This is a genomic window from Sulfitobacter sp. 1A13679 (assembly GCF_043557115.1).
In the GTDB taxonomy this organism is placed as follows: Bacteria; Pseudomonadota; Alphaproteobacteria; order Rhodobacterales; family Rhodobacteraceae; genus Sulfitobacter; species Sulfitobacter faviae.
Genome location: NZ_JBIFFO010000012.1, coordinates 54,157 through 77,721 on the forward strand (window position 1 = coordinate 54,157; position 23,565 = coordinate 77,721).

General features: G+C 64.3%; 26 protein-coding genes. 17 read left to right on the plus strand and 9 right to left on the minus strand.

Annotated features, from left to right (window positions below):
• The first annotated feature begins 61 nt into the window (after window positions 1-61).
• Window positions 62-616 carry a YqgE/AlgH family protein gene (locus ACGYLA_RS11040; RefSeq protein WP_067265595.1) on the plus strand — a complete coding sequence of 185 codons (555 nt, stop codon included), beginning with the start codon at window positions 62-64 and terminating at the stop codon, window positions 614-616.
• On the opposite strand, the gene ACGYLA_RS11045 is transcribed toward ACGYLA_RS11040, so the two are convergent.
• The gene (locus ACGYLA_RS11045) at window positions 613-1,554 is read right to left on the minus strand and encodes an L-threonylcarbamoyladenylate synthase (protein WP_394432408.1); all 942 of its coding nucleotides are present in this window, start codon (window positions 1,552-1,554) and stop codon (window positions 613-615) included. The genes ACGYLA_RS11040 and ACGYLA_RS11045 overlap by 4 nt on opposite strands.
• A gap of 158 nt (window positions 1,555-1,712) precedes the next feature.
• On the opposite strand from ACGYLA_RS11045, the gene ACGYLA_RS11050 reads away from it, so the two are divergent.
• The 5 genes from ACGYLA_RS11050 (at window position 1,713) to ACGYLA_RS11070 (ending at window position 5,911) form a co-directional block, all read left to right on the plus strand.
• Window positions 1,713-3,440: an acyl-CoA dehydrogenase gene (locus tag ACGYLA_RS11050; protein WP_394432410.1), complete on the plus strand. Its 1,728-nt coding sequence runs from the start codon at window positions 1,713-1,715 to the stop codon at window positions 3,438-3,440.
• Window positions 3,440-4,516: an MBL fold metallo-hydrolase gene (locus ACGYLA_RS11055; protein WP_394432412.1), complete on the plus strand. Its 1,077-nt coding sequence runs from the start codon at window positions 3,440-3,442 to the stop codon at window positions 4,514-4,516. The genes ACGYLA_RS11050 and ACGYLA_RS11055 overlap by 1 nt, the downstream gene beginning before the upstream one ends.
• Window positions 4,517-4,519: 3 nt before the next feature.
• The gene (locus ACGYLA_RS11060) at window positions 4,520-4,984 is read left to right on the plus strand and encodes a DUF6173 family protein (protein WP_394432414.1); all 465 of its coding nucleotides are present in this window, start codon (window positions 4,520-4,522) and stop codon (window positions 4,982-4,984) included.
• A gap of 150 nt (window positions 4,985-5,134) precedes the next feature.
• Window positions 5,135-5,269: an aa3-type cytochrome c oxidase subunit IV gene (locus tag ACGYLA_RS11065; RefSeq protein ID WP_394432416.1), complete on the plus strand. Its 135-nt coding sequence runs from the start codon at window positions 5,135-5,137 to the stop codon at window positions 5,267-5,269.
• A 33-nt stretch (window positions 5,270-5,302) separates the two neighbouring features.
• Window positions 5,303-5,911: a hypothetical protein gene (locus ACGYLA_RS11070; protein WP_394432418.1), complete on the plus strand. Its 609-nt coding sequence runs from the start codon at window positions 5,303-5,305 to the stop codon at window positions 5,909-5,911.
• A 9-nt stretch (window positions 5,912-5,920) separates the two neighbouring features.
• Here ACGYLA_RS11070 and ACGYLA_RS11075 read toward each other — a convergent pair whose 3' ends face one another.
• Complete coding sequence (locus ACGYLA_RS11075) at window positions 5,921-6,247, minus strand: AzlD domain-containing protein (RefSeq protein ID WP_067265610.1); 327 nt, start codon at window positions 6,245-6,247, stop codon at window positions 5,921-5,923.
• Complete coding sequence (locus tag ACGYLA_RS11080; RefSeq protein ID WP_394432421.1) at window positions 6,244-6,969, minus strand: AzlC family ABC transporter permease; 726 nt, start codon at window positions 6,967-6,969, stop codon at window positions 6,244-6,246. Before ACGYLA_RS11080 ends, ACGYLA_RS11075 begins: the two co-directional genes overlap by 4 nt.
• A gap of 55 nt (window positions 6,970-7,024) precedes the next feature.
• Here ACGYLA_RS11080 and ACGYLA_RS11085 point away from each other — a divergent pair, with 55 nt between their 5' ends.
• The 3 genes from ACGYLA_RS11085 to ACGYLA_RS11095 are packed head-to-tail and all read left to right on the plus strand — an operon-like array spanning window position 7,025 to window position 10,276.
• Window positions 7,025-7,909, plus strand: a complete 885-nt coding sequence (locus tag ACGYLA_RS11085; protein ID WP_394432423.1) for a formate dehydrogenase accessory sulfurtransferase FdhD — start codon at window positions 7,025-7,027, stop codon at window positions 7,907-7,909.
• A 4-nt stretch (window positions 7,910-7,913) separates the two neighbouring features.
• A complete protein-coding gene (gene mobA / locus ACGYLA_RS11090; RefSeq protein WP_394432425.1) occupies window positions 7,914-8,516 on the plus strand; it encodes a molybdenum cofactor guanylyltransferase MobA in 603 nt (200 codons plus the stop codon).
• Window positions 8,513-10,276 (plus strand): bifunctional molybdopterin-guanine dinucleotide biosynthesis adaptor protein MobB/molybdopterin molybdotransferase MoeA, encoded by a 1,764-nt coding sequence (locus ACGYLA_RS11095; protein WP_394432427.1) that lies wholly within the window; start codon window positions 8,513-8,515, stop codon window positions 10,274-10,276. Before mobA ends, ACGYLA_RS11095 begins: the two co-directional genes overlap by 4 nt.
• A gap of 9 nt (window positions 10,277-10,285) precedes the next feature.
• Here ACGYLA_RS11095 and ACGYLA_RS11100 read toward each other — a convergent pair whose 3' ends face one another.
• Together ACGYLA_RS11100 and greA are read right to left on the minus strand one after the other, a co-directional pair.
• Window positions 10,286-11,353 carry a hypothetical protein gene (locus ACGYLA_RS11100; RefSeq protein WP_394432429.1) on the minus strand — a complete coding sequence of 356 codons (1,068 nt, stop codon included), beginning with the start codon at window positions 11,351-11,353 and terminating at the stop codon, window positions 10,286-10,288.
• Between the two features lie 14 nt (window positions 11,354-11,367).
• Window positions 11,368-11,838, minus strand: coding sequence for a transcription elongation factor GreA (gene greA, locus ACGYLA_RS11105; protein WP_067268537.1), 471 nt, complete (start codon window positions 11,836-11,838; stop codon window positions 11,368-11,370).
• A gap of 365 nt (window positions 11,839-12,203) precedes the next feature.
• Here greA and ACGYLA_RS11110 point away from each other — a divergent pair, with 365 nt between their 5' ends.
• The 3 genes from ACGYLA_RS11110 (at window position 12,204) to ACGYLA_RS11120 (ending at window position 16,598) form a co-directional block, all read left to right on the plus strand.
• A complete protein-coding gene (locus ACGYLA_RS11110; protein WP_394432431.1) occupies window positions 12,204-13,856 on the plus strand; it encodes a 4Fe-4S dicluster domain-containing protein in 1,653 nt (550 codons plus the stop codon).
• 163 nt (window positions 13,857-14,019) lie between these two features.
• Window positions 14,020-15,729 carry a tetratricopeptide repeat protein gene (locus ACGYLA_RS11115; RefSeq protein ID WP_394432433.1) on the plus strand — a complete coding sequence of 570 codons (1,710 nt, stop codon included), beginning with the start codon at window positions 14,020-14,022 and terminating at the stop codon, window positions 15,727-15,729.
• A 50-nt stretch (window positions 15,730-15,779) separates the two neighbouring features.
• Window positions 15,780-16,598, plus strand: a complete 819-nt coding sequence (locus ACGYLA_RS11120; protein ID WP_394432506.1) for a 4-(cytidine 5'-diphospho)-2-C-methyl-D-erythritol kinase — start codon at window positions 15,780-15,782, stop codon at window positions 16,596-16,598.
• On the opposite strand, the gene ACGYLA_RS11125 is transcribed toward ACGYLA_RS11120, so the two are convergent.
• Entirely contained in the window at window positions 16,595-17,593 is a 999-nt protein-coding gene (locus tag ACGYLA_RS11125; protein WP_394432435.1) for a polyprenyl synthetase family protein, read from the minus strand. The two genes, ACGYLA_RS11120 and ACGYLA_RS11125, sit on opposite strands and share 4 nt — an antisense overlap.
• 55 nt (window positions 17,594-17,648) lie before the next feature.
• Here ACGYLA_RS11125 and ACGYLA_RS11130 point away from each other — a divergent pair, with 55 nt between their 5' ends.
• The 3 genes from ACGYLA_RS11130 (at window position 17,649) to ACGYLA_RS11140 (ending at window position 18,893) form a co-directional block, all read left to right on the plus strand.
• Window positions 17,649-17,864: a DUF2007 domain-containing protein gene (locus ACGYLA_RS11130; protein ID WP_394410805.1), complete on the plus strand. Its 216-nt coding sequence runs from the start codon at window positions 17,649-17,651 to the stop codon at window positions 17,862-17,864.
• Window positions 17,861-18,628 carry a tRNA1(Val) (adenine(37)-N6)-methyltransferase gene (locus tag ACGYLA_RS11135; RefSeq protein WP_394432437.1) on the plus strand — a complete coding sequence of 256 codons (768 nt, stop codon included), beginning with the start codon at window positions 17,861-17,863 and terminating at the stop codon, window positions 18,626-18,628. The genes ACGYLA_RS11130 and ACGYLA_RS11135 overlap by 4 nt, the downstream gene beginning before the upstream one ends.
• 100 nt (window positions 18,629-18,728) lie before the next feature.
• Window positions 18,729-18,893, plus strand: a complete 165-nt coding sequence (locus tag ACGYLA_RS11140) for a YdcH family protein (RefSeq protein WP_082852182.1) — start codon at window positions 18,729-18,731, stop codon at window positions 18,891-18,893.
• 160 nt (window positions 18,894-19,053) lie between these two features.
• On the opposite strand, the gene phbB is transcribed toward ACGYLA_RS11140, so the two are convergent.
• The 3 genes from phbB to ACGYLA_RS11155 form a co-directional block, all read right to left on the minus strand.
• Window positions 19,054-19,776, minus strand: coding sequence for an acetoacetyl-CoA reductase (gene phbB / locus ACGYLA_RS11145; protein WP_209218289.1), 723 nt, complete (start codon window positions 19,774-19,776; stop codon window positions 19,054-19,056).
• Between the two features lie 75 nt (window positions 19,777-19,851).
• Window positions 19,852-21,027 carry an acetyl-CoA C-acetyltransferase gene (locus ACGYLA_RS11150; RefSeq protein WP_209218288.1) on the minus strand — a complete coding sequence of 392 codons (1,176 nt, stop codon included), beginning with the start codon at window positions 21,025-21,027 and terminating at the stop codon, window positions 19,852-19,854.
• 163 nt (window positions 21,028-21,190) lie between these two features.
• Window positions 21,191-22,033, minus strand: coding sequence for an EAL domain-containing protein (locus ACGYLA_RS11155; protein ID WP_394432439.1), 843 nt, complete (start codon window positions 22,031-22,033; stop codon window positions 21,191-21,193).
• 105 nt (window positions 22,034-22,138) lie between these two features.
• On the opposite strand from ACGYLA_RS11155, the gene ACGYLA_RS11160 reads away from it, so the two are divergent.
• The gene (locus ACGYLA_RS11160) at window positions 22,139-22,708 is read left to right on the plus strand and encodes a DNA-3-methyladenine glycosylase I (protein WP_394410497.1); all 570 of its coding nucleotides are present in this window, start codon (window positions 22,139-22,141) and stop codon (window positions 22,706-22,708) included.
• A gap of 170 nt (window positions 22,709-22,878) precedes the next feature.
• Window positions 22,879-23,499, plus strand: a complete 621-nt coding sequence (rpsD, locus tag ACGYLA_RS11165) for a 30S ribosomal protein S4 (protein ID WP_271693051.1) — start codon at window positions 22,879-22,881, stop codon at window positions 23,497-23,499.
• The last annotated feature ends 66 nt before the right edge of the window (window positions 23,500-23,565 follow it).

Genomic DNA, 23,565 nt, shown 5'->3' on the forward strand with positions numbered 1-23,565 from the left:
CGCAAGCGGCCATGTTCAAAGAAAGGTTACCTTCAGGAGGTGGGCGTTGACGGGGCAGACGATGGAACTGACGGGCAAGCTGCTGGTCGCGATGCCGGGCATGGGCGATCCGCGTTTCGCGCATTCGGTGATCTATCTTTCCGCGCATTCCGAACAGGGGGCGATGGGGTTGATCGTCAACAAACCTGCCCCGGAACTGCGCCTGTCGGATGTGCTGGATCAACTGGTCGAAGACACGCCGCCGCAGGCCAAATCGCTGGCCGTGCATTTCGGCGGGCCGGTCGAGACCGGGCGCGGCTTTGTGCTGCATTCCGACGAATACCGCTCGGCCATTGAGACGCTGCGCGTGGGCGATGGCATCGCCCTGACCACCACCCGCGACATCCTCGAAGACATCGCCACCGGCAAGGGCCCGGCGCAGGCGCAGTTGATGCTGGGCTATGCAGGCTGGGGGCCGGGGCAGTTGGAGGGTGAGATCGCCCAGAACGGATGGCTGACCTGCGAAGCTTCGCCTGAGGTGATCTTCGACCTGCCGGACCCCGAGAAATGGGGCGCTGCGCTCAAGACGCTAGGGATCGACCCCTTGGGGCTGTCGGCCTCAGCCGGGCACGCCTAACGCGGTGCTGCGGCGCGGGCCAATCGGTCGTTGATCGCACGGCCCAGCCCTTGATCGGGGATCGGCGCCACGGCGATGGTCTGACCGGTGGCGTCCAACTGGTGCAGGTGGTCGAACAGTTTCGCCGCCGCCTCGGTCAGATCGCCGGAGGGGGAGAGGTTGAGATCGCAGATCATCTCGCCAAACCCAAGAAGCACTTCACCCGGCCCCGCCGTTCGCGCATTCAGCCGTACCGCCGCGCCGGGCGCGTAATGCGAGGCGAGCTGCCCCGGCGCGATGATCTCGGCCCCATCGACAACCTCCAGCCTTTGGCCAAGCGCAGCCTCGATCGCCTCGCTCGGCAGGCCGCCTGCGCGCAGCAGGGCGGGGTGGGGGCCGGTCAGGCCGATGATCGTGCTTTCCAATCCAACGGGGCAGGCACCGTCGTCCAGCACCGCCGCGATCTTACCGTCGAGGCCCGCCCGCACATGATCCGCCGTGGTCGCGCTGATCTTGCCCGACGGGTTGGCCGAGGGCGCGGCGACCGGCCCACCGAGTTCCTGCAAGACCTGCCGCATGGCGGGGTGGGCGGGCACCCGCACTGCAAGGCTCGGCAGCCCCGCCGTGACCAGCGACGACAGCCCGCTGTCGGGCTTCAGCGGCAAGACCAGCGTGAGCGCGCCGGGCCAGAAGGCCTGCGCCAGCCGGTCGGCCTCCTTGGTCCAGTTGACATAGCGTTTCGCGGTGTCGATATCCGGCAGATGCACGATCAGCGGGTTGAAACTGGGCCGCCCCTTGGCGGCGTAAATACCCGCCACGGCCTCACCGTTGCGGGCATCCGCGCCCAGGCCGTAAACCGTCTCCGTCGGCAGGGCGACCAGCGCGCCGTCTTGCAGCAGGCGTGCCGCGCGGGCGATGCCTTGGGGCGTGGCGGTCAGGGTCTCGGTCGGCTGGGTCATCGGGTGTTTCGGCCTGTCGGATCATGCAGCATCCCGTGACGCCGCGTTTGGGTTGCGGGGGGCGGCCGGGCATTTCATGCTGGCAGCAACATAAACCAGCCTTTATCAGGGCCATGTCAGGCTTGCCAGAACAAGCGCGCCTTTCAGGAGGATATGATATGCCGTACCGCGCCGCCGTGGATGACTACCGTTTTCTGATCGAGGACGTGTTGGATTTCGCAACGCTTCGCAGCACCGACCGTTTCGCTGAGGCCAGTGAAGACGTCACCGGCGCGATCCTGTCAGAGGCCGGACGGCTTTGCGATGACGTGCTGGCGCCGCTGCAACGGGGCGGGGATTTGCACCCCGCAAAGCTGGAAAACGGCGTCCTGCGCACTTCTCCCGGGTTTGCCGAAGGTTTCGCCGCGATTGCCGAGGGCGGCTGGATCGGCATGTCGGCGGACCCGGAGTTTGGCGGCATGGGCTTGCCGATGACCCTGACCAGCGCGGTCAACGAGATGATGAGCGGCGCTTGCCTGTCGCTGCAACTCGCCCCCCTGATGAGCCAAGGCCAGATCGAAGCGCTGGAGCACCACGCGAGCGACGCGATCAAGGAATTGTACCTGCCCAAGCTGATCTCGGGCGAATGGACCGGCACGATGAACCTGACGGAGCCGCAGGCCGGTTCGGACGTAGGCGCGCTGAGCAGCCGGGCCGAAGACAATGGCGACGGGACTTATGCGGTCTCTGGTCAGAAGATCTACATTTCTTGGGGCGACAATGATTTTGCAGGCAATGTCTGCCATCTGGTTCTTGCGCGCCTGCCGGGTGCACCTGCGGGGACCAAGGGGATCAGCCTTTTCCTCGTGCCGAAGTTCATCCCCGATGAGAATGGCGCGCCGGGCCAGCGCAATGGTGTGAATGTGGTCAGCCTTGAGCATAAGATGGGCCTGCACGGATCGCCCACCGCGGTCATGCAATATGACAAGGCCACCGGCTGGCTGGTGGGCCGCGAAGGTGGCGGTATGGCGGCGATGTTCACCATGATGAACAACGCGCGCCTTGGTGTCGGCGAACAGGGCATCGGGGCTGCCGAAGGGGCCTATCAACTGGCGCTGGACTACGCGCTGGAGCGCAAGCAGGGCCGTTCCCCCGTCGAAGGCGGCACCGGCACCATCGTTGATCACGCCGATGTGCGCCGGATGCTTTTGAGCATGAAGGCCGATATCTTTGCCTCCCGCGCGATTGCGCTGAGCTGTGCCTATGCCAGCGATATGGCGCGCGCCGGGCAGGGGGATGAATGGGGCGCGCGGGCCGCGTTCCTCACCCCGATCACCAAGGCATTCGGCACCGACGTGGGCATCAGCGTCGCCGAGATGGGCGTGCAGGTGCATGGCGGCATGGGCTTTATCGAAGAAACCGGCGCGGCGCAGTTCAGCCGCGATGTGCGCGTGACCGCGATCTACGAGGGCACCAACGGCATTCAGGCGATGGACCTTGTGGGCCGCAAGATGATGGATGGCGGCGAGGCGGCGAACCGGCTCTTGGATGAGATCGAAGCTCATGCCGAATCCGCCCGCGGCCCTTTCCCGCGCATGGCCGATGCGGTCTGGCAGGCGAGCGAGACCCTGCGCGAGGCGACCGAGTGGATGACCGCGCAGAAGGACATGAACGCCCGTTTCGCCGGTGCCGTCCCCTATCTGCGCGCCTTCGCCCGCGTGCTGGGCGGTCATCTGCATCTGCAAGCCGCCATGGCCGAGAAGGCCGCCGGCGCGGGCGATGCGCGGGCCAAGCTGGCGCGGTTCTATATCCAACGTCTTTTGCCCGAGCATCAGGGCTTGTTGGCCCATGCGCAGGCCGGGGCAGAAGACCTCTATGCGCTTGATGTCGAAGACCTGAGAAGCTGATGACAGAGCAGGCCACCCTCTCCGCCGCCGAGCCGAAAACGCCCAAGGGGCTGCGCTATCCTTGGGAGGTGCCGCCCGCCGAGGGGGAGGCGATGGAGGTGGCGCCGGGGGTGCTTTGGTTCCGCCTGCCGCTGCCGATGAAGCTGGATCACGTCAATGTCTATGCCTTGGACGAGGGCGATAGCTGGACGGTGATCGACACGGGCTTTGCCTCACGCCGGGCCGAGGAGATTTGGCGCGGGCTGATGGCAGGGCCGCTTGGCGGCAAGCCGATCTCGCGCGTGGTCGTTACTCACCACCACCCCGATCACGTTGGCCTTGCCGGGTGGTTGCAGACCGAGTTCGGGGCGGAACTGGTCACCACGCGCACCGCGTGGTTGACCGCGCGGATGCTGACGCTCGATGTCCAAGAGGTGCCGGTCGCCGAAGCCCTTGCGTTCTACCGCAAAGCGGGGATGGCGTCGGCGCTCTATGACAAACGCGCCAGCGAGCGGCCTTTCAATTTCGCCGATGTGGTGGCCCCGCTGCCGCTGGGGTTCACGCGGCTCCGGCAGGGCGATGTGATCCGCATGGGCGGGCGCGATTGGGAGGTGCATATCGGCAATGGCCACGCCCCCGAACACGCGACCTTTTGGAGCCGCGATGACAATCTGGTGATCGCGGGGGATCAGATTCTGCCCTCCATCAGCCCCAACATCGGCGTCTACCCGACCGAGCCGATGGCCGATCCCATCGGCGAATGGCTGGAGGCTTGCGAGCGTTTCGTCCCCTTGGCGCGGGAGGATCATCTGGTGCTTGGCGGGCACAAGCTGCCCTTCACCGGCTTGCCGACGCGGCTGAAGCAGTTGATCGAAAACCATCATAGCGCCCTGCGCCGCCTGCTGGCCTATATCGACACGCCGAAATCGGCCTCGGAATGTTTCGCGCCGCTGTTCAAACGCAGCATCGGTGAGGCGGAATATGGCCTCGCGCTGGTTGAAGCCGTCGCCCATCTGAGCCACCTTTACCAGGCCGGAGAGGCCACGCGCGTGCTGCGTGAGGCAGACGGCGCATGGGTGTATCAGCGCAAGGGGTGAGCGATGGGCGATGAGGTGAAAACGGCGGCCGAGGCCTATGAGGCTGCGGCATTGCCGCGCATGCATGAGGTGCACACCGGCGCGGATCAGCCCAAGTCTGGCGACCAACCCCTGCCCAAATCCGTCACCGACAAGCCGGTGAAGCAGAAATCCCCCGCCCAATGGGCCTATGAGCGGGTGGTGCTTTATCTCAAGAATTTCGAGGAAAAGCTCGACAACGATCATGAGGCGGCGATCGGCTTTGCCGGGGGCGACGCCGGGGTGCTGCGGATCGAAGGCATGGGCTATTTCGACCCCGATATCATCACCTTTTACGGCGTCGATCCAGCAGGGGCGCGGGCGCAACTGGTGCAGCATGTGGGGCAGTTGAACGTGATGCTGCGGGCCTTGCCGAAAAAGGTGCCGGATGCCGCGCCACAACGGATCGGCTTTCGGCTGGTCGCCGATCTGGAAGACGACGAAACCTGAGAGACTCTATAACGTGCGGGGAAGTGTAAGATTCCCCTATAGCGCGTGGTTCTGCGCAAAGCTAGTATGGTTTTCTGCGCATCATCCCCCCGTGACAGGGTGATGCGAATAGGTTAATCAGCGCCAACAAATTGTCTTAGGGAGACGAAAATGGCTGAACATGAACACGGCAGCATGAACTACGAAGCGCAGCAAAAGACCTTTGACGGATTCATGTCCTTCGTGACACGCGGCACCGTCGTCATCCTCGTGATTCTTGTTCTGCTGGCGATCTTTGCCGGTTGATCACGTCCTATCCCTAGGCGCGAGGGTAACGGTTTGAGAACTCTCTTAGCGTCGATTGCACTTGTTGGCGTTCTGGCTGGCTGTTCGGTGGATCAAAGCCCCGATAGCCCGCCCGACGTTGTGGCGCGTGCAGCCTACCGCGCGCCCGAGCCGCCCTCCCTCACATTGATGACCATGGTGAACAACCGCACCGGCAGCGGCGGCCATAGCGCGCTGATGGTGAACGGCTCGCAACGGGTGATCTTTGACCCCGCGGGATCCTTTCGGGACGGGCGCATGGCCGAGCGTGGCGATGTGCTCTACGGTGTGACGCCCGCTTGGTTGCAGGCCTATAAATCCGCCCATGCCCGCAGCACCTTTCATGTGGTCATTCAGGAAATCCCCGTCAGCCCCGAAGTGGGCGAACGCGCGCTTCAGTTGGTGACCTCCAACGGCGCGGTGCCCGGTGCCTTTTGCGCCAGCGCCACCAGCGGCATTCTAAGTCAGCTGCCCGGGTTTCAAAGCGTCGGGTCGACCTTCTATCCCGTCAAGCTGCAAGAGCGGTTCGAGACGCTGCCGGGCGTTACCACGACGAAGTACTACGAAGACGATGAGGGCGACGTGATCGACGCCCTGCGCGCGGCGCAACTGGCCCAGCAGTAGCGCCCGCGCTTACCCCACCAGATAGAGCATCCCATAAAGCGCCGCGGCCCCCGACAGGATCGCGGCGAGGACGTTCTTGGTCACCAGTCCCACGCCCAATGTCACCGCCGCCGCAGTGACGCGCGGCAGGTCGAACTGCCCCCCGGTGGCCGAAGGCCAGATCACCTGCGGGGCCACCAGCGCGGGCAGAATCGCCACGGCAGTATAGCGCAGATGCCGCAGAAGCCACGCGGGCATCTGTTTGTTGCCGACCAATCCGGTAAAGACAAAGCGCAGGAAAAAGCTGCCCAGCCCGAGGCCGATGATCACGACCCAGAGTGCGGTTCTATCGATCATCGTGCCATGCTCCCCGGTTTGCGCCGTTCCATCCATGCCTCGACCTGCGCACCGGTGATCATGCCCGCGAGCCCTGCGATGATCAGCCCAAGCGCATAGGGCACCTCAACGGCGAAAAGGCTCACGACCACCGCCACGACCGCCGCTGCCACATGGGCCAGCGTGCGGAACATCGGCGCGATCATGGCAAGGAAGGTGATCGGAATGGCGAAGTCCAGCGCCCAGCTTTCGGGCACGCTGGAGCCGACCATCGCGCCGATCAGCGTGAAGACATACCAAAGCGGCACCACCGGCGTCACGGTCCCAAAGAAATAGGCCATGCGCTGCGGCACCGTCATCTCAGGGTCGCGCTCATATTGCGTCATCGCCGCCACATAGGATTGATCGACCGTCATATAGGCCGCCAGCGCTCGCTGCCACAGCGGCGCGCCGCCGATCCACGGGGTGAGAGAGGCCGAATACATCGCCATGCGCAGGTTCACCGCCAGAGCAGAGGCGAGGATGATCGCCGTGGGCACGTCTTCTTGCAGCAGTTGCAGCGCCGTGAACTGCGCGGCCCCGGCGATCACCACGATAGAAAAGGTCAGCGTTTCGAACACGTTCAACCCGGCCTCGGTCGCCAATAGGCCAAAGAGCGAGGCAAAGGGGATGATCACCAGCACAAAGGGCAGCGCGTCAACGATCCCTTTGCGATAGGCGGATTTGGTGGTGGTGATGGCCATGGCGAACTCTTAAATATAATGTCAAAGGCTTAGACCTAACCGCAGGGGGATACAATTGGCCCGAGACAATGAACTTAGCAATTATCTGATCGCCCCGGATCCGACTGCTGTTCGGCTGACGCGCAGCGTCTCTGGCGTGGATCACACCGGGGCCGAAGTGGCGATCAATGTGGTCGAAGAGCGCCCCCTGACGATATTCCTCAACCGGCAAGAGATCGTGACCGCCATGACCATTGGCGACTATCCGGCCTATCTGGCGCTTGGGTTCCTGCGCAATCAGGGGATGCTGCGACCGGACGAAGAGATCACTGGCGTCGACTATGACGAAGAGCTTGAGACTGTCGTCGTCCGGACCAAACGGGCCACCGATTACGAAGACAAGATGCAGCGCAAGACCCGTACCAGCGGTTGCGCCGTGGGCACCGTCTTTGGCGATATGATGGAGGGGCTGGCGGAGGTGAGCCTGCCCAACACGCCGGTGCGCACATCCGACCTCTATGCGCTGGCGGCCAAGATCAACCGCACGCCGAGCCTCTATCTGGAGGCTGGGGCGATCCATGGCACGGTGCTCTGCCAAGGCGACCGGCCTTTGGTCTATATGGAGGATGTGGGCCGTCACAACGCGGTCGACAAAATCGCGGGTTGGATGCTCTCCGAAGGGGTCGGGGCCGAGGATAAGGTGCTTTATACCACCGGGCGGCTGACCTCTGAGATGGTGATCAAGACGGCGATGATGGGCATTCCGGTGCTGGCGTCCCGCTCGGGCTTTACCGCTTGGGGGGTGGAGATCGGGCAGCAGGTGAACCTGACCCTGATTGGGCGGATGCGCGGGCAGCGCTTTACCTGTCTGGCCGGGGAGGGGCGGCTCATCCGCGATGCGGATCCGGCCAGCGTGGCCGAAGAGCCGCGCAAAAGCGGGCGCAAGGGCGCGAAGGATTGACCACATGAAACAACCACTTGGCGTCATTCTGGCGGGCGGGCAGGCGACCCGTATGGGCGGCGGCGACAAGGGGCTGCTGCCGCTGGGACAGGGCACGCTTCTGTCCTCGGTGATCGACCGGCTGGAGCCGCAGGTTGCGGGACTGGCGCTCAACGCCAATGGCGATCCGGCGCGGTTTGCCGACCTCGGCCTGCCGGTGCTGGCCGATAGTATCGAGGGCTTCGCCGGGCCGCTGGCGGGGGTGCTCGCCGGGCTGGACTGGGCCGCCGAACAGGGGGCCGAAAGCATCGTGACCGCTGCCGCCGATACGCCTTTCTTCCCTTGCGATCTGGTGCCGCGTCTGCTGCTGGCCGCCGATGGCATGGCTCATCCGCTGGCCCTCGCCGCCACGCCGGACGCCAAACGCGGCACGGCGCGGCATCCGACCTTTGGCCTCTGGCCCGTGGCGCTGCGCGACGATCTGCGCAGCGCTTTGGCGGGGGGGCTGCGCAAGGTGGTGCTCTGGACGGAACGCCACGACGGGCGCGAGGCGCTCTTCCCCGATGAGGCGGCCTTCTTCAACGTGAACACGCCCGAAGATCTGGCGAAAGCAGAGGCGATGGTATGAGGGTTTACGGCGTCGTCGGTTGGAAAAACGCAGGCAAGACCGGGCTTATGGAGCGGCTGGTGGCCGAGATCACGGGCCGCGGCTTCACCGTCTCCACCGTCAAGCACGCGCATCACACTTTCGACGTGGATCACCCCGGCAAAGACAGCCACCGCCACCGCATCGCGGGCGCGCGGGAGGTGCTTTTGGCCTCGGGCGCGCGCTTTGCCCTGATGCATGAGCTGCGCGGGGCCGATGAGCCGCCGTTGGAGGCGCATCTGGCGCGGCTCTCGCCCGTCGATCTGGTGCTGATCGAAGGCTGCAAACGCGACGGCCATCCGAAGGTCGAAGCGCATCGGGCCGAGACCGGAAACCCGTTGATCGCGCCGGATGATCCGACGGTGCGGGCGCTGGCCAGCGATGTGCCGCTTGAGGTGGATCGGCCCGTTTTCGATCTGAACGACACCGCCGCCATTGCCGATTTCATCCTGCGCGAGGTCGGGCTGATCGCCACTCCGGCGGCCCCCGCCACACCCGCGCCGCCGCCCCTGCGCAACGACTGTTTCGCCCTGCCGCCCGGCGTGCATTGGACCCCGGTGCATGAAGCGCTGGACCTGCTGCGTGGGCGGCTTCACGCGGTGACAGGAGCCGAGCCATGCCCCGCTGCCGATGCCGGGGGGCGCGTCTTGGCCGAAGATGTGACCGCCATCCGCGCCAACCCGCCGCTGCCCAATACGGCGGTCGATGGCTATGGCTTTGCCGGGGGCCGGGACGAGGGGCTGCATGAGATGCCGCTGGTGCCGGGCCGCGCGGCGGCGGGCGACCGCCCCGGAGCCGTGCCTGCGGGGCAAGCGATCCGTGTACTGACCGGCGCGGCGCTGCCCGAAGGCGTTGATACCGTCATCTTGCAAGAGGATGTGACCGCTGAGGGCGGCGTGCTGCGCTTTCACGGGCCGGTCAAACAGGGGGCCAACACCCGCGAGGCCGGGGAGGATGTGCAGGCGGGCGACGTGATCCTCGCCGCAGGCACCCGCATTGGCCCGGCGGAACTGGCGCTTCTGGCTGCCGCCGGGGTGGCTGAGGTGTCTTTGCGCAAAAGGCTCAAGGTCGGTGTGATCTCAACCGGGGACGAATTGGTCGAAATGGGCGCGGCGGCCCGCGCCGGGCAGATTTACGACGCCAACCGCCCGATGCTGCTGCAACTCGCCACCGAATTTGGCCATGAGGCGGTGGATCTGGGCCGCGTGGCCGACGACCGCGCCGCGCTGCGCGCGCGGCTTGACGCGGCGGCGGGGCAGGTCGATGTGATCCTCACCAGTGGCGGCGCATCGGCGGGGGACGAAGACCACGTCTCGGCCCTGTTGACCGAAGCGGGGGCGATGCAGCTTTGGCGGATCGCAGTGAAACCGGGGCGGCCCTTGGCGCTTGGAATGTGGCAGGGGGTGCCGGTCTTTGGCCTGCCGGGCAATCCGGTGGCGGCGATGGTCTGTTCGCTGATCTTCGCCCGGCCCGCCATGGCGCTGTTGGCCGGGGGCGGCTGGCAAGAGCCGCAGGGTTTCGACGTGCCTGCCGCCTTCGAGAAGCGCAAAAAGGCCGGGCGGCGGGAATACCTGCGCGCGCGGATGCGCGATGGCCGGGCCGAGGTCTTTGCCTCCGAAGGGTCGGGGCGCATCAGCGGGCTCAGTTGGGCCGAAGGGCTGGTCGAATTGGACGAGGCCGCCCGCGACATCGCGCCGGGCGATACCGTCCGTTTCATCCCCTACGGCAGTTTTACCGGCTAGGCTCGCGCGTCAATCGAAGGTGCCCGCGCAGCGGCCCAACAGCATGAAGGCGCGGGCGGTGCGGGTGTCGGCCAGCATCGAGATTTCCTCATCCGTGGCCTGTTTCTCGAACTCGGCAAAGGTCCGATCGAAGCGGCGCAGGAAGTGATGCGCGGCGTCGCGGAAGATCGGGTCTTGCCGCATCCGCGCATTGGCCAGCGCCAGCGAGGAGCGATCCCGAATGCCGCCCAAAGGCGCGATGGTCCGGCCCCGCGCGCCGCTGGCGAATTGCCGCCAGACTTCGGGGCGCGCGCGGTCGGGGCGCAGGTCGTCCATATAAATGCCGTCTTGGCTCAGCAGGGTCAGCACATCCTGCGCGGCCTGTACAAGCTGCGCGGCGGACCGGTCTTTCAACGCGCGGCGCAGGGCGTCGAAACCGGCCTGATCCTCCGCCGTTTCGGGGAAGTTGAGGGCGCGGGTGAAATCCTTGGCAGAAAGCGGCTGCGCGCTGTCGCCCGCCTGCGTGCCAAGCGCCAGCGTCGGCTGCTCTTCTGCGGCGGGCGGTGTCGGCGCGGGGGCCGGATCGACGGGGCGCGATGGTGCATCGCGCCCCTGAAGTCCGGCCAGCGCAATCTCGGTCTTGCGGACGCTGGCGGCGAGTTCATCGAGCTTGCGGGCAATGCTGCCCTCGCCCGCCGGTTTGTTGCCCTGCTGTTGCGAGATATAGGAATGCCGGATCGCGTCGATCGCGGCTTGCAGACGCTGGCTCTCCTCACGCATGACCCGCCCGGCGCGGGCGGCGGTGGCCCCAACCCAGATCATCGCGACGGGCATGATCACCACCAGCAGGATCAACAGCCCGCGCAGCCCGCTGTCGGGCGTGCCCTCGGGCACCTCGGCGGCGATGAAGGTGAAATAGATCGCCGTGCCAAGCAGCCAGAGCGCCGAAAGCGCGCCTGCGATGACCTCGATCTCGGTGATGCTATTGGCCTTGGGCCGGTCGTAGATGCCCATCGGCGTGGGCCGTGCCGCGCCGGACCCGCCGCGCGGGGCGCGGGGGGCTTGCTCAGGGGATGCGGAAGCGTCGGGCTCTGCCATGTCAGCTTTCCCGTTCAAGCGTAGACGATCTTGAGAACCTCATAGGATTTCTGCCCGCCGGGGGTGCGCACCTCGACGGAATCACCCTCTTCCTTGCCGATCAGCGCGCGCGCGATGGGGGATTTGATGTTCAAAAGACCCTTTTCGATATTGGCCTCATATTCGCCAACGATCTGATAGGTTTTCTCTTCGTCCGTGTCCTCATCGACCAGCGTCACCGTGGCGCCGAATTTGATCGATCCCGACAGTTTCTTGGGGTCAATCACATCGGCGAGCGAGATCACGCCTTCAAGCTCTTTGATGCGGCCTTCGATGAAAGACTGCTTCTCCTTGGCCGAGTGATATTCGGCGTTTTCCGACAGGTCACCATGTTCGCGCGCCTCGGCGATGGCCTTGATGATGGCGGGGCGTTCAACCGTTTTAAGCTGCTTAAGTTCGACTTCGAGCGCGGTGTGACCGTCGCGGGTCATCGGGATTTTTTCCATGGCGGTGTGCCTACATAATGAGGGCCGCACCCGGGTTTTCGCCGGGGGGCGGCCAATTGCGTGTTAACTTGGCAGATACCTGACCCAAACTGCCCGCCAATTGCAAGGGGCTAACGGCGCTGAGATCGGCGGTTGACTGCCGTCAATCCGGTCCCGTTTTCGCCGTGCGGGCCGCAGCGCTTGGGTGGTGAAACCGGGCGTAGCTGCACTATCTCAAGGGGGAAGAGCCGGCGATCCCCAAGGTCTCGCGTCATGTTATGTCGTGGAGCCCACGTTTTGCGCAATAAACGCAGGGTCGCGATTGCATTGCGCGCGGCGGTGGTTTAGCCAAATCCAAACCGAATTTGCCGTGAGGGAGCACCAAAATGGCCGAGATTGAACGCGAAGCGATGGAATATGACGTTGTGATCGTCGGCGCCGGGCCTGCTGGCCTGTCGGCTGCGATCCGGCTCAAGCAGTTGGACGCCGATTGCAATGTTGTGGTGCTGGAAAAGGGCTCGGAAGTGGGCGCGCATATCCTGTCGGGCGCGGTGCTCGACCCCTGCGGGCTGGATGCGCTGATCCCGGATTGGAAGGAAAAAGGCGCGCCGCTGAATGTGCCGGTGAAGGAAGATAACTTCTATTTGCTGGGCGAGGCGGGCAAGCTGCGTGTTCCGGAATTCCCCATGCCGCCGCTGATGAAAAACCACGGTAATTACATCGTTTCCATGGGCAATGTCTGCCGTTGGATGGCCGAACAGGCCGAGGAACTGGGCGTCGAAGTCTTCCCCGGCATGGCTTGCTCCGAACTCGTCTTTGGCGAGAACGGCGAAGTCAAAGGCGTTGTCGCCGGTGAGATGGGCAAAAATGCCGATGGCACCCCCGGGCCGAGCTATGAGCCGGGGATGGAGCTGCATGGCAAATATGTCTTCCTCTCCGAAGGCGTGCGCGGCAGCCTCAGCAAGCAGGTCATCGCGAAATACGGGCTGGATGAGGGCAAAGAGCCGCAGAAATACGGTCTTGGCATGAAAGAGATCTGGGAGATCGACCCCGTCAAGCACAAAGAAGGCACCGTGACCCATACAATGGGCTGGCCGCTCAACAGCAATGCGGGCGGCGGGTCGTTCATCTATCACCTTGAGAACAATCAGGTTTACGTCGGCTTCGTTGTTCACCTCGGCTACAAGAACCCGCATGTTTTCCCATACATGGAATTCCAGCGGTTCAAGCATCACCCGATGGTGGCCGAACTGCTCAAGGGCGGCAAACGCGTGGCCTATGGCGCGCGGGCGATCACCGAGGGCGGCTATCAGTCGATGCCCAAGATGGTGGCCCCCGGCGTGGCGCTGTTGGGCTGTTCGGTGGGCATGGTCAACGTGCCGCGCATCAAGGGCAACCACAACGCCATGCTCTCGGGCAAGGCAGCGGCCGAGGCGGCCTATGCCGCGATCCAAGCGGGCCGTGGCGGTGATGAGCTGACCGAATATGAGACCGATGTTCGTGAAGGGCCGATCGCGACGGACCTTAAGAAGGTGCGCAACGTGAAACCGCTGTGGTCGAAATACGGGCTCACCGCGTCGCTGGCGCTTGGTGGCTTTGACATGTGGACCAACACGCTCGGCTTCTCGCTCTTGGGCACGCTGAGCCATGGCAAGTCCGACGCCGAGGCGACCGAGCCTGCGGATAAGCACAAGAAGGTCGACTACCCCAAACCCGATGGCAAACTCAGCTTTGACCGTCTGACCAACGTGGCCTTCTCCTTTACCAATCACGAGGAAAGCCAGCCTGCGCATCTCAAGCTGAAAGACCCGAACATTCCGGTCGAGGTGAACCTGCCGAAATACGCGGGCCCCTCGGCCCGCTATTGCCCGGCGGGGGTTTACGAGTTTGTCGAGGATGACAAAACCGGCGAGACGCGGTTCCAGATCAACTTCCAGAACTGCGTGCATTGCAAGACCTGCGACATCAAGGACCCGACACAGAACATTGTCTGGACCACCCCGCAGGGCGGCGACGGGCCGAACTACCCGAATATGTGAGCCATCGCCAAAGGCGCAATGAAAGGACCGGCACGCGCAGGCGTGTCGGTCTTTTTCGTCTTTTCGGCGAAAACCTGTCGGCCACGGGCGACATCACCGCCCCGCCATTGCGCCCCGGCACGAAGATGATAGCCTGCGTGCAAAGCGATATGAGGCGGTTTGCATGTTTCGGAATGTCCTAGGTTTCACCAGCGTTGCGGCGCTTTGCATCGGCCTGTCGGCGCCGCTGATGGCGCAATCGGTCGCAGGCCCCTATCTGGCGGGGCGTCATGCCGCCGTGAACAGCGACTATCCCGAGGCCGCGCGGTACTACACCGAGGCGCTGGCGCGGGACCCGAAGAACATCGAACTGATGGAAAGCGCGGTGCTGTCCTATCTCTCGCTCGGGCGGGTGGACAAGGCGCTGCCGCTGGCACGCAATATGATCACCCTCGGCACCAAGAGCCAGGTGGCCGAGATGACCCTTGTGGCCGCCTTGGCGAAAGAGGGCGATTACAAGGCCCTGCTTGAACGCGATACTTCGGCCATCGGCCCTTGGGTCGGCGGGCTGGTGCAGGCATGGGCGCATATGGGGGCGGGCGATGTCACCGCCGCGATAAAGGCTTTCGACAGCCTGAGCGAAGAGGCCGGAATGCAGGGCTTCGTGATGTATCACAAGGCCCTCGCGCTGGCGAGCGTCGGCGACTTCGAAGGGGCGGAGGCGCTCTTTGCCAGTGGTGAGGCAGGGGCCGCAGGTCAGACCCGGCGCGGCGTGATGGCCCATGCCGAGATTCTTGGCCAATTGGGACGCAGCGAGGATGCGCTGGCCGTGCTATCGGACGGTTTTGGCGCGGATAGCGACCCCGAAATCGCGCGGCTCATCGAAGGTTTGCAGCAGGAAGCGCCCGCGCCCTTCAGCCATATGCCCGACGCCCAAGCGGGCATGGCCGAGGTGTTTTTCACCTTCGCCGCCGTGCTGCGCAATGAGGCGGCGGGGGACTATTACGTTTTGCTCTATTCGCGCATCGCGCGTTATCTGCGCCCCGATCATGTCGATGCGCTTTTGCTGACGGCAAGCCTGTTGGAGAACCTTGGCGAGCATGATCTGGCGATTGCCGAATATAAGTCCCTGCCTGCCGACAGCCCGGCCTATCACGCCGCCGAACTGGGCCGCGCCGATGCGCTGCGCCGCTCGGGCAAGACCGCGCAGGCCATCGAAGTGCTGGAACAACTCGCGCGCAGCCATGGTGATCTGGCCGTGGTGCATTCGACGCTAGGCGACATGCTGCGGGCCGAAGAGGACTATGAGGCGGCCATCGCCTCCTACGACGCGGCGCTGGAGCGCACGCCCGAGGGCGCCCGCGCCCGCTGGGTGCTGTTCTACGCCCGCGCCATCGCCAAGGAACGCAGCGGCGATTGGGAAGGCTCCGAAGCCGATTTCCGCGCCGCGCTTGAGTTGAACCCCGAACAGCCGCAGGTGCTGAACTACCTCGGCTACTCGCTGGTCGAACAGCAGCGCAACTTGGACGAGGCGCTGGAGATGATCGAACGCGCCGTCGCGGCCAGCCCCGACAGCGGCTATATCGTCGATTCGCTGGGCTGGGTCTTCTACCGGCTGGACCGCTACGAAGAAGCGGTTGAGCAGATGGAGCGCGCGGTCGAGTTGGAGCCGGTCGATCCGGTGGTAAACGATCACCTCGGGGATGTTTACTGGGCCGTGGGCCGCAAGCGCGAGGCCGAATTCCAGTGGCGCCGGGCGCTCTCTTTCGTTGACCTGACGGATGCGGATTCGGAGGCCGACCCCGAGCGGATGCGCCGCAAGCTGGAAGTGGGGCTCGATGCCGTGCTGGCCGAAGAGGGCGCGGCCCCGCTCAAGGTTGCTGCGGACGAATGAGCCTTTCAAAGGATGGGGCGCCCGCCGACCCCGGCGCTGCGGCGTCGCGGATGGCTTGGGCCAAGGTGAACCTGACCCTGCATTGCACCGGCCAGCGGGCCGACGGCTATCACCTGCTGGATTCGCTGGTGGTGCGGGCCGGTGTGGGCGATCGGCTGGATGTGGCCGCCGCGAATGATCTGACCCTGACGGTCGGCGGCCCGCGGGCCGAAGGGGTGCCGACCGATGCGCGCAACCTTGTCCTGCGCGCGGCAGAGATGCTGGACGCAGGCGCGGGCCGTGGCGCCGCACTGCATCTTGAGAAACACCTGCCCGCTGCGGCGGGGATCGGGGGCGGCTCTGCCGATGCGGCGGCGGCCTTGGAGCTGCTTGCGGCGCATTGGGGCGTTCCGCTGCCCATAGACACCGCGCAGCTCGGGGCGGATGTGCCGGTCTGCCTGACCCGCGGCCCGCAGCGGATGCAGGGGGTGGGGGAGGTCCTCACGCCGCTTTCCGCGCTGCCGCCTTGCCATATGGTGCTGGTGAACCCCGGCGTCGATGTGCCGACGCCTGCTGTCTTCTCGGCGCTCAGCGACAAGAACCAGCCGCCGATGCCGGCGGTGATCCCGAGCTTCGCGGGCTTTTCCGACTTCATCGATTTTCTGGACGCACAGCGCAACGACCTTGCCGCGCCCGCCATCGCGCGGGAGCCGGTCATCGGGGGCTGTCTGGAGGCGTTGAGCGATGCGGCGCTGGCGCGGATGTCCGGCTCGGGCGCGACCTGTTTCGGCCTCTACGCCACGGTGGCGCAGGCCGAGGCCGCGGCCCATCGCATCGCCATCGCGGCGCCGCGATGGTGGGTCGCCGCCGCGCCGATCTTGGCCGCTTAGCTGATCCGGCTGACGACGTAGTCGGCCAGATCGATCAGCATGTCTTTCAACTCATGGTCGGGCAGGGGGGCAAGCGCCGCTTTGGCCTTCTCCGCCCAGTCACAGGCATCGCGCTGCGTCGCGGTCAGCGTGTCGTGTTTGTCCAGAAGCATCAGCGCATGGTCGAGGTCGCCCTCTTCCTGTTTGCCCTTCTCAATGGTGCGGGTCCAAAAGGCGCGCTCATCCTCGTCGGCCTTGGCCACGGCTTTGATCACCGGCAGGGTCAGCTTGCGCTCGCGGAAATCGTCGCCGACGTTCTTGCCCGTGGCCCCTGTGTCGCCCTGATAATCCAGCAGATCGTCGACGATCTGGAAGGCGATGCCAAGGGCGTCACCATAGTCATAGAGCGCCGTGACCTGATCCTCCGGCGCATCGGCGATCACGCCGCCCACCTCAGTCGCGGCTGAGAAGAGCGCCGCCGTCTTGCCGCGCACGACTTGCAGATAGACCTGTTCATCCGTGGCCAGATTCTGCGCCGCGGTCAGTTGCAGCACCTCGCCCTCCGCGATGGTCGCGGCGGCGTTCGACAGGATGCGCATCACCGGCATCGAGCCCGGCTCGGTCATCAACTGAAAGCTGCGGGCAAAGAGGTAATCCCCCACCAGCACCGACGACTGGTTATCCCACAAGAGGTTCGCCGTAGGCCGCCCTCGCCGCTGCGCGCTTTCGTCCACCACATCGTCGTGCAGCAGGGTCGCGGTGTGAATGAACTCAACCGTGGCGGCCAGATGGACGTGATAGGGCCCGTCATAGCCGCACATCCGGGCCGCGGCCAGCGTCAGCATCGGGCGCAGGCGCTTGCCGCCCGCCTCGACCAGATGGGCGGTGACCTCGGGGATGCGGGGCGCGTGTTTCGACGCCATCCGCTCGCGGATCAGGGCGCTGACCGCCGCCATATCATCGCTTAGATAGGCCGCCATGCGGTCGTGCGGTTTGCCCGTTGCATCACTTTTCATCATCATTTCCCGCGTCCCGCTCGACATGCCGGTGATCCGGCTCTACATCTTTGATATGAAGGAACTTTTGCGCAGCACCGACATGACCATCATCGCCTTTGCCACCGCCCTTCTCAGGGGGGAGGATATAGACTGCTTTGAAATGGACGTAAACATGAGCGTGCTCGAAGGGGGCATTGGGATTTTCCCGCGCCGCCTGATGGTGCATCCTGATGACCATGACGCCGCCCTGCGGGTGATGCGCGACAATGATATTCCGCTGGGGCTGTGACCCGTTTCACCGAAGACGACCTGACCTGCGACGCTTTTCTCGGCGGCAAGCTGCACCTCTGGCAGCCGCGCCGGGGTCGGGGCTATCGTGCCGGGGTGGACCCGGTTTTGCTGGCCGCGAGCATCGAGGCCAAGGCAGGGCAAAGCGTGTTGGAGCTTGGCTGCGGGGCCGGTGCGGCGGTGCTTTGTCTGGGGGCGCGGGTGCCGGGGCTGACGCTGACGGGCTGTGAACTGCAACCCGCCTATGCCGAACTGGCGCGGCGCAATGGCGGCGCGGCGCTGGAGGTGGTGGAGGCCGATCTGACCGAGATGCCCCTGCATCTGCGCCAGCGACAATTTGACCACGTTCTTGCCAATCCGCCCTATTTCGACCGGGCCGCCTCGGTCCAGTCCCGCGATCCGGGGCGGGAGACCGCGTTGGGCGAGGCGACACCCCTGCGACAATGGGTCCGCACCGCCGCGCGGCGGCTAAAGCCCAAGGGGCAGGCGCATTTTATCCATCGCGCCGAACGTCTGCCCGAGATTTTGGCGGCGCTGCCGCATGAGATGGGATCGGTCGAGGTGCTGCCGCTCGCCTCGCGCGCGGGAAGGATGCCGGAGTTGATTCTCTTGCGTGCGCGCAAGAACGGACGCGGTGCTTTTCGGCTCTATCCCAGCTTTGTCATGCACCGTGGCGCGCGGCATGAGGGGGATGGCGATAGCTATGTGCCGGAAATCGAAGCGGTGCTGCGCCGGGGGGCGCCGCTGGTCTATCCTACTTCTTAAGCGTTTCTTTACCAACTTCACCCCTATGCTGCGGTGCCGCGTGACTTGTGGGTCGCACTGTGGTCCACTGAAATTCCACACACCAATCATGGAGGATTGTATGGCTTTGAACGCACATCTGGACACCCTGAAGCGCAAGCATCAGGCGATGAGTGAGGCGGTGGAAACCGCGCAACGCGCCCCCGGTATGGACGATTTGAAAGTGGCTTCCATGAAAAAGGAAAAACTGCGTTTGAAAGAGGAGATTAGCCGCCTGTCGAGCTGACCCTTGCCGCGCAATGCGGCGTTTTTGATCGCTGTCGTTCCGCTTTGGCGGGGCGGCAGACTGGATGGCTAGTAAAGGACGCAGTCGGGTTCTGTTTTCCCATTAAAAAGGCCAGTCTTTGGAAAAGACTGGCCCATTAAATTTCCAGAACATCGGCCCGTCAGACGACGAATTGCGCCCCATTGGCCGAGATGGTCGAGCCATTGATGAAACCCGCATCGTCGGAGACGAGGAAGGCCACCGCGCGGGCGATTTCTTCTGGCTCTCCCAGCCGCCCGGCGGGGATCTGCGCGATGATGCTTTCACGGACTTTTTCGGGCACCGCCATGACCATATCGGTCGCGATATAGCCGGGGCAGATGGCATTGGCGGTGATGCCCGCGCGCGCGCCTTCTTGGGCCAATGACTTCACGATGCCCAGATCGCCCGCCTTGGTCGCGGCATAGTTCACCTGCGCGAATTGCCCCTTTTGCCCGTTGATCGAAGAGATCACGACAACGCGCCCGAATTTGCGTTCGCGCATGCCGGGCCAGACCGGGTGGATCGTGTTGAAGACGCCGGTCAGATTGGTGGCGATGACTTCATTCCACTGGTCGGGGGTCATCTTGTGAAAGGGCGCGTCGCGGGTGATGCCCGCATTGGCGACCACCACCTCGATGGGGCCAAGCTCGGCTTCGACCTGTTCGATCCCCGCTTTGGAGGCGTCGTAATCTGCCACGTTCCATTTATAGGTCTTGATGCCGGTCTCTTCGGTGAATTTCGCGGCGGCTTCGTCATTGCCGGCATAGGTGGCGGCGACGGTATAGCCTTTGTCCTTCAGCGTGGTCGAAATGGCCGCGCCAATCCCGCGACTTCCCCCGGTGACCAAAGCGATGCGTGACATGTAATCCCTCCCTCAAGGTAATGTTCTTGCAAATGCATGTTTCGGCGCGCAAGAAAGTTGCGCGCCGATTTAGTCTTAGGGGCGCTCTAGGCACATGGCAACACCCATACCGCCGCCGATACACAGCGTCGCCAAACCTTTCTTGGCGTCACGGCGCTGCATTTCGAACAGAAGAGTGTTGAGCACCCGCGCGCCCGAGGCACCAATGGGGTGGCCGATGGCGATGGCGCCGCCGTTGACGTTCACGATTTCCGGATCCCAGCCCATTTCCTTATTCACGGCGCAGGCCTGTGCGGCGAAGGCTTCGTTGGCTTCCACCAAATCGAGGTCTTCGGGCGACCAACCGGCTTTCTCCAGCGCCTTGCGCGATGCATAGACGGGGCCGACGCCCATGATCGACGGGTCGAGACCGGCAGTGGCATAGGAGGCGATCCGCGCCAGCGGCTGAATGCCGCGCTTTTCGGCCTCATCCGCGCTCATCAGCAGCGCACCCGCCGCACCGTCGTTGATGCCCGAGGCATTGGCCGCGGTGACGGAGCCGTCTTTGGTGAAGGCCGGGCGCAGCTTCTGCATCGCTTCGATATTGGCGCCGTGGCGGATGTATTCGTCCTGATCGACGACCGTCTCGCCCTTGCGGGTCTTGATGGTGAAGGGAACGATCTCATCGGCGAACTTGCCAGCCTTCTGCGCGGCTTCGGCCTTGTTCTGCGAGGCGACGGCGAATTCGTCCTGCTGGTCGCGGCTGATCTGCCATTTCTCGGCCACGTTCTCGGCGGTTTGGCCCATGTGGTAGCCGTTGAAGGCATCCCACAGACCGTCGCGGATCATCGTGTCGATGAATTGCAAATCGCCCATCTTCTGCCCCGCGCGGAGGTTCTGCGCATGGGGGCTGAGAGTCATGTTCTCTTGCCCGCCAGCGGCCACGATATTCGCATCACCCAGTTGGATATGCTGGGCCGCCAGCGCCACGGCGCGCAGGCCCGAGCCGCAGACCTGATTGATGCCCCAAGCCGCGCTCTCTTTCGGCAGCCCTGCGTTGATATGCGCCTGACGCGCCGGGTTCTGACCTTGGGCGGCGGTCAGCACCTGCCCCAGAATGGTCTCGGAGACTTCGGACGGGTCCACCCCGGCGCGGGCCACCAGTTCTTTCAGAACGGCGGCACCAAGGTCATGGGCGGGCGTATTGGCGAACGCTCCGCCGAAACTGCCCACGGCGGTCCGGGCGGCGGATGCGATGACGACATTGGTCATGATGTGACTTTCCTCTACCTTGTTGGGCGGGGGCACACCGACACGCGCCATCGTCGGGCGTGGGCGCTCCCGTCCCTCTGAGGTAGTGATAGCGGATGCGCTGCAATGCGGCAACTGAGCAGGCAGCCCGCCGCCGCAGCCCCGGCGGCCTGCCCGCGCGGGCCTAGCCGGTAGCCCGCACCCGGTCGAAATTCAGCCATGGGGGCCGGGTGGTTGGCGCGGCGAAGTGGTAGCCTTGCAGGCAATCGACGCCCATCTCGGTCAGCACCGCCGCATCGGCGGCGTTCTCGACGCATTCGGCCACGGTCAGCATGTCGAAATGCGTGGCGATGGACATCAGTGCGGCGGTCAGGGCGCGGTTGTCGGGGTTGGTGGCGATGCCCCGAATGAACTGCCCGTCAAGCTTCAGGACATCAAAGTAGAAATCCTTGAAATAGCGGATCGCCGTTTGCCCCGCCCCGAAATCATCCATGGCAAAGCAGATGCCGTGGGGCTGCAACTGGTTCATGAAGCTCGTCACAAGTTCCGGCACCATCATGGCCGAGCTTTCCGTGATCTCAAGGATCAGCCGCTCGCCCAAGGTGGCATCGCGGGCCAGCCAGTGGCGCAAGACGCGGGTCCATTCCTGATACCCGATGGAGCGGGCGGACATATTGATCGACAGTCGAAGCCCGGGATGGTGGTGCAGCGCGTTCAGCCCGAGACTTAGGGCCAGAACATCCACCTGCCGCCCGGTATCCGTGTCTTCGATCGCGGGCATGAAATCCTTGGCCGGAATCACGCGACCCGTAGGATCAAGCAGGCGGATCAGCCCCTCGTGAAAGGCGACATTTGTCGGATCGCTGGCCAGCATGACGGGCTGGAACGCCAGCAGCGTTTGGCGATGGGCCACGGCCTCGCGCACCATTTCAAGCGTCGCGGCATCGCGCTGCATCACCGCATGGTTCAGCGGGCTGTCCCCACCGGGGGGAACGTCGGCGAAAGGGCGTTGGAATCGACGGGGCACGGCGGTACTCTCTTGCTGTCCTGCGATTGGTATGGGCGCAAAGGTGATAATACGGTCTTAATCAGCGGCGATTTCCGCGGTGGATCGCGCGGAGGAGAGCCGAAGATGCAGCGCTGTGACTGGGCCGGGGATGACCCGATTTACCAAGCCTACCATGACACCGAATGGGGCGTGCCCGAATACGACAGCCGCGCGCTTTGGGAAAAGCTGATCCTTGACGGGTTTCAGGCGGGGCTAAGCTGGATCACGATCCTTAAAAAGCGCGATAATTTCCGTGCGGCCTTTGCCGGGTTCGACCCGCATCAGATCGCCGAATGGGGCGAGGCGGATGTGCTGCGCCTGCTGGGTGATCCGGGCATCATCCGCCACAGGGGCAAGATCGAGGCCGCCATCACCAACGCGCGCGCATGGCAGGAGGTGGAGGCGCGCGAGGGGTTCGACGCCTTCATGTGGCGCTATGTCGATGGCAAACCGCTGCAAAACCGCTTTGCCACACAGGCCGAGGTGCCGCCGAAGACGGCCTTGTCCGAGCAGGTGAGCAAAGACCTGAAGAAAGCCGGTTTCAAGTTCTGCGGGCCGACGATCACCTATGCCTGGATGGAGGCCTGCGGGTTGGTCAACGATCATATCCTGACCTGCCACCGCCACGCACCCTGCGCCGCCATGGCGCGGTAGCGGCGGGACGTATCAAATTTGCTGAAAGTCCCCCGTTGACTCCCTGCCATGGCGCCGTATAAGCGCTCCTTCATTGGTGTTGGTGGACCCCGCAAGGGGAAGCCTGTCGGGCTTCGGCCAAAGGACAACGCCCTTTACCGCCCCTCGGGGCCTTATAAAGGAGATCAGCCGTGACAAAACGCACAGCTGCCAAGCACAAGCTAGACCGCCGTATGGGCGAAAACATCTGGGGTCGTCCGAAGTCCCCGGTGAACCGTCGTGAATACGGCCCCGGCCAGCACGGCCAGCGCCGCAAGGGCAAAATGTCGGACTTCGGCATCCAGCTGCGTGCCAAGCAGAAGCTTAAGGGCTACTATGGCGACCTGACCGAGAAGCAGTTCCGTCGCATTTACGGCGAAGCCGAGCGCGTCAAGGGCGACACCGGTGAGAACCTGATCGGCCTGCTGGAGCGCCGTCTGGACGCCGTCGTCTACCGCGCCAAGTTCGTGCCGACCGTTTTCGCTGCACGCCAGTTCGTGAACCACGGCCACGTCAAAGTGAACGGCCGCAAGGTCAACATCCCCTCCTACCGTGTGAAAGAGGGTGACGTCATCGAAGTGCGTGACCGTTCCAAGCAGCTGACTTCGGTTCTGGAAGCCGTGCAACTGCCCGAGCGTGACGTGCCGGACTACCTGGAGTGTGACCACTCCAAAATGACCGCGACTTTCGTGCGCACACCGAGCCTCGGCGACGTGCCGTACCCGGTTGTCATGGAGCCGAACCTCGTCGTGGAATTCTATGCGAAGAACTAAGCTTCTTCGCCTGTCGAATACCAAAGGCCGCGTGGTGCAAACCGCGCGGCCTTTTCTTTTTGCGCA